Annotated in this window: 9 protein-coding genes and 1 pseudogene; 2 read left to right on the forward strand and 8 right to left on the reverse strand. The window is 68.0% G+C overall.

Going from position 1 to position 8,400, the window contains the following annotated elements; all coding sequences use genetic code 11:
- The first annotated feature begins 51 nt into the window (after window positions 1–51).
- Window positions 52–768: a class I SAM-dependent methyltransferase gene (locus PHP91_RS10475; protein ID WP_300140283.1), complete on the forward strand. Its 717-nt coding sequence runs from the start codon at window positions 52–54 to the stop codon at window positions 766–768.
- A gap of 27 nt (window positions 769–795) precedes the next feature.
- Here PHP91_RS10475 and PHP91_RS10480 read toward each other — a convergent pair whose 3' ends face one another.
- The 8 genes from PHP91_RS10480 to mobB form a co-directional block, all read right to left on the reverse strand.
- On the reverse strand, window positions 796–2,187 hold the full coding sequence (locus tag PHP91_RS10480) for a peptidase U32 family protein (RefSeq protein WP_300140285.1): 1,392 nt from the start codon (window positions 2,185–2,187) through the stop codon (window positions 796–798).
- Window positions 2,188–2,282: 95 nt separating this feature from the next.
- Window positions 2,283–2,717 carry a thioredoxin domain-containing protein gene (locus PHP91_RS10485; protein ID WP_300140287.1) on the reverse strand — a complete coding sequence of 145 codons (435 nt, stop codon included), beginning with the start codon at window positions 2,715–2,717 and terminating at the stop codon, window positions 2,283–2,285.
- A gap of 76 nt (window positions 2,718–2,793) precedes the next feature.
- Window positions 2,794–3,969 (reverse strand): BON domain-containing protein, encoded by a 1,176-nt coding sequence (locus tag PHP91_RS10490; RefSeq protein WP_300140289.1) that lies wholly within the window; start codon window positions 3,967–3,969, stop codon window positions 2,794–2,796.
- 124 nt (window positions 3,970–4,093) lie between these two features.
- Window positions 4,094–4,519, reverse strand: a complete 426-nt coding sequence (locus PHP91_RS10495; protein WP_300140291.1) for a PaaI family thioesterase — start codon at window positions 4,517–4,519, stop codon at window positions 4,094–4,096.
- Window positions 4,509–5,327 carry a sugar phosphate isomerase/epimerase gene (locus tag PHP91_RS10500; RefSeq protein ID WP_300140293.1) on the reverse strand — a complete coding sequence of 273 codons (819 nt, stop codon included), beginning with the start codon at window positions 5,325–5,327 and terminating at the stop codon, window positions 4,509–4,511. The genes PHP91_RS10495 and PHP91_RS10500 overlap by 11 nt, the downstream gene beginning before the upstream one ends.
- Before the next feature lie 293 nt (window positions 5,328–5,620).
- Window positions 5,621–6,004, reverse strand: coding sequence for a hypothetical protein (locus PHP91_RS10505; protein ID WP_300140295.1), 384 nt, complete (start codon window positions 6,002–6,004; stop codon window positions 5,621–5,623).
- Between the two features lie 348 nt (window positions 6,005–6,352).
- The gene (locus tag PHP91_RS10510; protein ID WP_300140297.1) at window positions 6,353–7,027 is read right to left on the reverse strand and encodes a CBS and ACT domain-containing protein; all 675 of its coding nucleotides are present in this window, start codon (window positions 7,025–7,027) and stop codon (window positions 6,353–6,355) included.
- Window positions 7,028–7,154: 127 nt separating this feature from the next.
- A complete protein-coding gene (mobB, locus tag PHP91_RS10515; RefSeq protein ID WP_300140299.1) occupies window positions 7,155–7,685 on the reverse strand; it encodes a molybdopterin-guanine dinucleotide biosynthesis protein B in 531 nt (176 codons plus the stop codon).
- Here mobB and PHP91_RS10520 point away from each other — a divergent pair.
- Window positions 7,684–8,400: pseudogene (locus tag PHP91_RS10520) on the forward strand (hypothetical protein); the annotation flags it as partial. The gene mobB and the pseudogene PHP91_RS10520 sit on opposite strands and share 2 nt — an antisense overlap.

The following is an 8,400-nucleotide window of genomic DNA, read 5'->3' on the forward strand; positions in this document are numbered from 1 at the left end:
TCGGAGGCGGGGCGAACGGTTCGCCCCGTCCGACAAACCATGGAGCCGGCGATGTTCTGGGACCCGGATCGATACGAGCGGTGGTTCGACACCCCGGAGGGACGTTTCGCGCTGGAGCGCGAGGCGCGGCTGTTGCAGTCGGTCCTGGCGGGCTGGCCCCGGCGCGGGCACAAGCTGCTGGAGATCGGGTGCGGCACCGGCCTGTTCCTGGAAATGCTCTACCAGATGGGGTTCGACGTGACCGGGCTGGATTCCAGCGCGGAGATGGTCATGGCCGCGCGCAAGCGGCTGGGGCCCAGGGCGGACATCAACCTGGGCAACGGCGAGCTGACGCCCTATGCGGACAACGAGTTCGACTACGCTTTTCTGTGGTCCGTCCTGGAGTTCGCCGAAGACCCCGAGGCCATGCTGGCCGAGGCCGCCCGCGTGGCCGAGAAGGGGCTGCTCATCGGCTTTCTGAACAAGAATTCCCTCTATTATTCCATGAACGTGCGCAAGAGCACGGGCAACATGAGCCAGGGGCGCTGGCAGACCTGGTGCACCATGCAGGACCTGGTGCGCAAGGCCACGGGCTTCCGGCCGACCATGGCCCGCTCGGTCCTGCCCGGCCCGATGCAGACCTGGCGTGACTCGGGCGTGCGCAAGTGGGTCAACAGCCGCCTCTATCCGCCTTCCGTCGGGGCCTTCACGGCAGTGCGCGTGGATTTCGTGAACATGAAGCCCCTCACCCCCCTCTTCGCCTGGAAAAGCGAACCCGAGATGGGCTAGCTGGGCGGCCGTAGGCCGTCGGACGGGCTAATCCAGCCCTTCCATGCTCCAGGGCTTTCGAATGAACATGCCGGGCCTGATCTCGGGATGGTCGCAGATGAGCACGGCCATCTGGCCGGGGTGGGTGACGTCCAGCCCCAGGCCCAGGTCGTTCTCCACGCCGTAGTCTTCGGGCGAGATGCGCGGACGGACCAGGCCGGGGATGAGCAGTTCCATGTCCCCGGAGGTAATCCAACGCGCCTTGGTCTGGATGTCCCAGCGGCCGTCGCCCGCCGGGCCGAGGACGCGGGCCAGGACCGGGCGCTTTTCCGCCTCGTCGGGCGGCAGGGCGATGGCCCCGCGCCGGTCCGGGTCGAAGAATCCTGTGGTCAGGGGCCGGGACGCGGCGTTGACCAGCTCCGAGAGGTAGAGCTCGGGCCGGAACTCGCCCTTCCTGATGCCCAGGAGCGCGGTCTTGTAGGCGTCCACCACCTGGGCCAGGTAGGCGGAGCTCTTGGTCCGGCCCTCCAGCTTGACGGCGGCCACGCGCATGCGGGCGAACCATTCCAGGTAGTGGATCAGGCAGAGGTCCTGGGCCGCGAAGAACTTGGACCAGCCGCCGGTGCGCAGCGCCTCGGCCAGGCCGGGCTCCACCGACGGGCCGTCCGGCGTGCCGGGCCCGAGGTCGAAGGAAAATTCGTCGTCGCTGTCAAAGGAGAACTCGTCGCCCGCGTCCTCGGGCGCGTAGTCGCGCACCTGCCAGAGGGGCTCGCCGGGGCGGGTCCGCTCCTCGAAGGTCACGGACATGGGCCGGTACTCGTAGCGGCAGGGGTGGGAGCACTCGCCCAGGTTGCCGGGCCGGTCGTTGAGCATGGCCGAGAGGTAGCAGCGGCCGGACACGGCCATGCACTGCGCGCCGTGGACAAAGACCTCCAGCTCCATGCCCGGCAGCTCCTTGCGGGCCACGGCCAGCATCTCGAACAGCTCCTGGCTGCGCAGCTCGCGGGCCACGTTGACCCGTTTGGCCCCGTATTCGCTCCAGAAGCGCAGGGCCTCCGCGTTGGCGGTGTTGGCCTGGGTGGAGACGTGGACCGGCACGTCCGGCAGCTCGCGCCGGAGCAGGCGGATGACGCCGGGATCGGCCGCGATGACGCCGTCGGGCCTCAGCTCGCCGAGCATGGCGATGTGCTCGCGCACCTGGCGCATCATGGATTCGCGCGGGTAGACGTTCAGGGTGAAGTAGACCTTGACCCCGGCGGCGTGGGCGAGCCTGATGCCCTGGGCCAGCTCGGGCCAGGAGAACCCGGCCGCGCCCGCGCGCAGGTTCAGGCCGTCGCCGCCCAGGTAGACGGCGTCCGCGCCGTACAGGATGGCGGTCTCCAGCTTTTCCATGTCCCCGGCCGGGGCGAGCAGTTCAGGCGTGTATGATTCTTGCGGCATAGAGGGTTCCCGATGGGCCACGCTACATGAAAGGGCCGGGTCTCGCCAAGCGGAAGTTGGCGGGCCCCGGCCCCGGGGAATCTGATCCGGCGCGGCTAGAGGTGCTGCCGGGTCCAGCGGGCGATGTCGTTCGCGTTCATGGCTCCGGACTGGCGGGCGACCTCGCGGCCGTCGCGCAGCAGGATAAGGGTGGGCACGGCCTGAATGCGGAAGCCCGCGGCGATGGCCTGCTCGGCCGAGGTGTCCACCTTGGCCAGGCGCACGGCCGGAAACAGGGCCTGGGCGGCCTCGGCGAATTCCGGGCCCATCATCAGGCAGGGGCCGCAGGTGGGCGAGTAGAAGTCCACCAGCAGCGGTACGCCGCTCTTCCGGACATGGCGGTCGAAGGTCGGGCCGACCAGCTCCAGGGGATGGGGCTCGAAGATCTTTTCGCGGCATTTGCCGCAGGTGGCCTGGGCCTCGCGGCCGGACTGGACGCGGTTGACGGCCCCGCAGGCCGGGCAGACGATATGACGGTTGTCCGTTGTCATGGCTTACCTCCGTGGATTTCCCAAGAGGATAACCATGAAAGCGCGCCGCGCAAGACCTCCCCGGCCGGGGAGGGCGCTAGTACATGGCCACGGTCTGGATGGGGACGGCGCTGCCCGGCGCGTAGTCGGCCAGGATGCCGTTCACGAGATGCTTGAGGCGGAGGTTGGGAGTGCGGTGGAAGGTCTTGACCAGCCGGGCCTCGATGGACGTGTTCTTGTCCTTGAGCACACGGGTGGAGAGGGTGATGAGCCGTCGCTTGACCAGGGGATCGGCCTCGGCCTTGGCCAGCTCGGCGATGCGTCTTTTCATTTTCAGCCGAGCCCTCTGCCAGGGGGTCATCCGGTCCGGGATACGCTCGGACGCCAGTTCGGCCAGGCTGGGCGACGAGGCGTCCGCCCCGAGGTCCGCAGTGTCGATCATCCCTGCTTCGGTCGAGGCCAAGCCGGGGCCAGCCGGGGCCCCGTCCGCCCTGGCGGATTCCGGGAGGACCGGGGCAGGCGTTGCAAGAGCCGCCATGACGGGCGCTTTGGCGGCGGCGAGCATCTGCGCCTCGGTGAGGAGGACAAAGGTGTCGTTGGCCTGCCGGTCGCCGCGCTCGAAGTCGTCCTGCACGGCCAGCAGAGAGGTGATCCTGACCGGCCGGGCGGTGCGCGGCCGAAGCCGCCTGACCAGGGAGACCATGGCGTCGGCCTCGGCGTCGTTCTCCACCACGCCGGTGATGACGGCCTCGCCCTGGAGCACCGCGACGTCCACGTTGGCGGACTTGATGTTCAGTTCCTTGATGAGCCCGGCCTCGATGACCATCTCGGCGTGCTTGTCGCTGACGGCCGGTTCGACCATGGCGGCCAGGCTTTCCGGCATGGGCCGGAGAACGCCCTTGACCGACCTGACGCCGTCGATCCGCTGGAGGGAGGCGACGACCTTGTCGCGGTCCTCGGGAGTGGCGTATTCGCCGACCACGTAGATGTCGCCGTTGAGGCACTGGGCCTCCACGTCCGCTCCGCTCTCGCCGAGCAGGGAGGCCTGGGCGCGGATGGTGGCCACCTTGTCGGCGACCATGTCGTCCACATTGCGTTCGTCCGCGGCGATGAGCACGGTCTTGTGCACCGTGCTGGCCGCGCTGATGGCCACCGAGGCCACCTGGGGCACGGCGAAGGAAGCGCCTGTGGTCACCAGCGCGGGGACCACGGCGCAACCGCCGGAAAAGGAGGCGGCCAGAAGAAGTGCAATGATGACAACGAGTTTTTTCATGCAATACCATCCCGTCGCAGACGGAATTATCTGCGGCGGGGAGGCGGGTTTATAATCAATATAAGATAAGGGCAAGCCCTTTTTCCGCCTATAGGCACGAAAAACGGCTTTGCGCAAGGAAAAATCAGCTTCGGGCGGGTTGGCCGAGGAGCATGAAGGTGGCCGTGGCCCGGGCCGACTCCCGGCCGTCGGCCGTGAGGGACGCCTCGGCAAAGACGACCCGGCCGCCGCGCTTGACCACCCTGGCCTCGCAGGTCAGGACCGCGCCCCGGCCCACGGCGCGCAGGTAGCTGACGTTCATGTCCACGGTGGTGGTCAGCTCGCCGGGCCGGTTCCCGGCCAGCACGGCATGGGCCATGGCCTCGTCCATCAGGGTGGCCATGACGCCGCCCGCGGCCATGCCCGCGCCCTGGAGCAGTTCGGACTTGACCGGCAGGCGCAGCACGGCCCGCCCCGGCTCGATCTCCGCCACCTCGACCCCGAGGAAGGCGAAGAGGTGGTTCACGTCCTGGCCCGGCGCGCGCACCTGTTGCAGATATTCATTCGGCATCGTCGCCCCCTCCGGCAAGTTGTCGTTCCATGGCCTCCCGGATGGCGGCCAGCAGTTCCACGGTGCCGTCCAGGTCGTCGGGAAACGAGGACGGCTGAAGTTCCAGCGTGATATAGCGCGCATAGCCCCGCTTGCCAAGGCGGCGCAGGAAGGCGCCGAGCGGCAGGTTGCCCTTGCCGGGCCGGAGGTGCTCGGTGTAGCCCAGGGCGTCGGAGAAGTGAACGTTGTAGAGCAGGTCCATGGGGACTTTCTCGATGGCTTCCAGGACGTTGCGGCCCGAGACGCCCATGTGGCAGACGTCGAAGGTCAGCCCCATGTTCTTGTCCCGGCAGCGGGCCATGAGCCGGTCCAGCGGGTCGCGGGCGAAGGGGGAGTGCTCGGCCCAGGGCATGTTCTCCAGCGAGAAGCGGATGCGGCCCTTGGCGTCCAGGAGCAGGGGCAGGTCGCACGCCTTTTCGAACCAGCGGTTCTGGATGATGCCCGCCAGCTTCGAGCCGGGCGGGTGCATGACGACGTGGTCCACGGCCCCGAGGGAGTTGGCCAGGTTCGTGGTCGCCTTGAGCGACGCCAGCAGCCCGCCCCAGGCCGCCCAGTCGCGGAACGGGGCGTGGATGGAGCGGATGGGCAGGACCTGGTCGACCTTCTCCAGCCCGGCTCCCGGGTTGAGCTTGGGGGAGTTCATGATGAGCTCCATGCCGGAAAAGCCCGCCTCCCGCCCGATGCGCGCGATGGTGCGCAGGGGGAGGTGGAACAGGCATCCTGCCGAAAGCAGCAGGGTGGGGGCGGAGTCCGGCGTCCTTTCTTCCATGGTCCCGTGATACGCCCCGGCCCGGCAAGTCTCACGCGAATTTCGGGGAAGGGCGCATTCCGCCGGGTGAACGGCGGGGAACGTTCTTCAAGGAGCGCTTGAAGGGTGCGGCGGCCGACGGCGGCCAGAACTGGCCCCGTCCGGACGCAGCGGCCCGAAGCAGGGCGAAGCTGCCCGCCCTCCGCCTCCGCCCGGCGGTCGGCGCAAGGGAAAAGTAGGCCGGGAAGTCGCCAAATCGGCAACTCACATCAGGCTTGTTTCTCGAAGGAAACCATATCGGCGCTTGTCGATAGCTATCTGGAAGGGGACTTCTCGATGAGGTCGAGCAGGACCAGGGCCCAGGAGAGGTCGCGCTTGTTGTCCTCGGTGATGGCGTCGAGAATCCAGCGCTTGAGCGGGGCCACGGCCTGCTTCAGATGGGGCGGCCCCAGGTCGGCCACGCGGTAGGCCGCATCCAGTGCGTTCATGCAGAGGTGGTCGAACCCGGCGTCGTGCGCGCCCTCGTGGTGGGCCACCAGGCCGCGCGCCTGGAGCAGGCCGTAGACGATGGCCTCGACCTCTCGATAATCCCGGCCCCAGACGGCCGCGCCCGAGACCTCCGGCCTCGGGGGCGATGCCTTGGCCCGGTCCGCCTCCAGGTTCTTCCTGAACGCATCCAGGGCGACGACGCTTCCCATGTTCGCTCCTTCACGGGCGTGGCGCCCGTTCATTGTCTTTTCGGCTCGGTCCGTCTCTTTCTTAAGAGTCTGTAAACATGGGTTCGGCGGCGGGTGCGCTGATTCCCGTTTGGCCGGTGCGGGACTCCGGTGCCGGGGAGCTGGTGGCGAGGGCTGCCGGGAGGAGGCGGGAGGGCGGCGACGCCGGGTCGGCCGGGGCCCGGAAACGCGGCGAGGGGCACCTGGCCGGGCACCCCTCGCTTGACGGTTCGTCACCGTATCGTTCAGTTGAATTCCGTTTGATTCCGGGCTAATGGCGTATCGTGAAGTGATCGATATTCTCTCGCCGTCACGCCCGGACCGGGGTGGCTAGACCACCCTGTGGACCGGGTCCACGGCCCAGTAGAGGACCTTGAACTGGGCCTCCATATCCGCCTTGAGGCGCTTGAGGTCCGGCTTCTCCATGTCGCGGATGCGGATGTAGACGTTCTTCATGCCTTCGTCCTCGGGCACGTTGTGGGTCATGATGTTCATGATGCGCGCGCGGTGCTCCTTGAGAAAGGCCAGGACCGGCGAAAGGGTGCCGGGTTCGGTGCCGATCTGCAGGCAGACCTGGGTGCCGCCCTCGTAGACGCCGGAAATCTCCACCAGGACCTTGAACACGTCGGTGTCGGTCATGATGCCGACCACGCGGCCTTCGGCGTCCACCACAGGCAGGCTGCCGAAGTGGCCTTCGAGCATGAGGGTGGCCGCCTTTTCCACGGTCTCGTCATCGCGGATGGTCACGACCTTCTTGGTCATGATGTCCTTGATCTTGATCTCGGACAGCAGATAGTAGAGTTCGTGCATATCCAGGGTCGTGGCCTTGGACGGCGAGGCGTCCTTGATGTCGCGATCCGAGACGATGCCCACCAGTCTGCCGTCCTCGTCCACGATGGGCAGGCAACTGATGTGTCTGTCCTTCATTATCTTCGAGGCCTTCATCATGGACCGGTCCGGCGTGAGCGTGGTCACGTCCTTGGTCATCCAGTTGGCTACCAGCATTGCAATCCTCCTATGGTATCCTGCTTGAACAAGCGGTTATCATCGGTATCCCTTGCTATCCCCTATAACGACTACCGGCCCTTTTGGCTAGTGCTTCCGGCCGGTCGAGGGGGGATTTTTTCAACGCTCACGACCACATGCCGTTGCGCACCCAGCCCAGCAGCCGTCGGGCCAGGAAGGCCGCGACCTCGGCCGCGTCGTCCGGGTCGAAGACAGGGCGTCCGGTGTCCACGGGGTCGGTCGTGACAAAGGCCAGCAGATTGCGCTCCTCCTCGTTGCCCCGGTCGCACAGGGGCTGGTCGTGCGCCTCGGCCCGGAAGATCTCAACCTTGGGATGCTCGGACCGGAAGTAGCCCTCGGCCACCACCAGCCGACGGTCCGCAAAGAACTCCTCGGCCAGCTCGGACAGCGAAAGCTCGCGCTCCACGCGCTTGATAACAGCCAGCCGGTCAGGCGAGGACACGGCCACGGTCTCGGCCCCGGCCTTGCGGTGCCGCCACGAGTCCTTGCCCTCGCGGTCCATGTCGAAGGAATGGGCGTCGTGCTTGACGGTGCCGACGCTGATGCCCAAGGCCCGAAGCTCGGGCAGGAGCTTTTCGATGAAGGTGGTCTTGCCGGACTGCTTTTTGCCGACGATGCAGACAATGGGAGGGGTCATGGCGTTCCTCGCGCGCAACAGGTTCGTTTTCACTCCAACCATGCCCCAGGCCGGGAGGAATTTCCACTCCCGCCGGATGATAATTACCGGGCGGCTTTACAAGCCCGCGCCCCGGTGCCACTATCGCGCCATGACCCAGGCCCGAATTACCCGCAGCCGCGCCGTCCGTCGGCTCCTGGACCACGCCGCGCCCTCCTGGCCGGCGCAGGTCGCGCCGGGCGAGGCCGTGGGCCTGGCTGCCGCCTTGGACCTCGCCGCCCTGGCCGACGTGCCGGGCCGCGCCTCGTCCCTGCGCGACGGCTACGCCGTGCGCACCGTCGACGTCGAGGGCGCGGACCGCGCGCCCCGCCGCCTGGCCGTGACCCGCACCGTGCGCGCCGAATCGCGCGAGGCCGGGACCATCGCGCCGGGCGAGGCCGTGCGCGTGCTCACCGGCGGCCTGATGCCCCACGGGGCCGACGCGGTGCTGGCCGAGGAGGACGTGGCCGAGTTCGACGGGGCCATCGAGGTTCGCGAGCCCGTCCGGCCCGGCTGGTTCGTGCGCCCGCCCGGCGGCGAGGTGCCCGCCGGAGCGGCCGTGGTCAAGGTCGGGACCCTTGTCACGCCCCAGGCGGCCGCCGTGCTCATGCGCGCCGGGGTCTCGGCCCTGGCCGTGCACCCCGCGCCACGTGTCCGCGCCTGGGCCCTGGGCAGCGAGCTGGCCGACCCGGCCGAT

This window comes from Pseudodesulfovibrio sp., assembly GCF_028692895.1.
Classification (GTDB): domain Bacteria; phylum Desulfobacterota; class Desulfovibrionia; order Desulfovibrionales; family Desulfovibrionaceae; genus Pseudodesulfovibrio.

Bases quoted from the DNA above. Each gene is read 5' to 3' on its own strand.
- PHP91_RS10480 (WP_300140285.1), bottom strand. From the start codon at position 2,187: ATGCCGCAAGAATCATACACGCCTGAACTGCTCGCCCCGGCCGGGGAC.
- mobB (WP_300140299.1), bottom strand. From the start codon at position 7,685: ATGACCCCTCCCATTGTCTGCATCGTCGGCAAAAAGCAGTCCGGCAAG.
- PHP91_RS10500 (WP_300140293.1), bottom strand. From the start codon at position 5,327: ATGGAAGAAAGGACGCCGGACTCCGCCCCCACCCTGCTGCTTTCGGCA.
- PHP91_RS10495 (WP_300140291.1), bottom strand. From the start codon at position 4,519: ATGCCGAATGAATATCTGCAACAGGTGCGCGCGCCGGGCCAGGACGTG.
- PHP91_RS10510 (WP_300140297.1), bottom strand. From the start codon at position 7,027: ATGCTGGTAGCCAACTGGATGACCAAGGACGTGACCACGCTCACGCCG.
- PHP91_RS10490 (WP_300140289.1), bottom strand. From the start codon at position 3,969: ATGAAAAAACTCGTTGTCATCATTGCACTTCTTCTGGCCGCCTCCTTT.
- PHP91_RS10505 (WP_300140295.1), bottom strand. From the start codon at position 6,004: ATGGGAAGCGTCGTCGCCCTGGATGCGTTCAGGAAGAACCTGGAGGCG.
- PHP91_RS10485 (WP_300140287.1), bottom strand. From the start codon at position 2,717: ATGACAACGGACAACCGTCATATCGTCTGCCCGGCCTGCGGGGCCGTC.
- PHP91_RS10475 (WP_300140283.1), top strand. From the start codon at position 52: ATGTTCTGGGACCCGGATCGATACGAGCGGTGGTTCGACACCCCGGAG.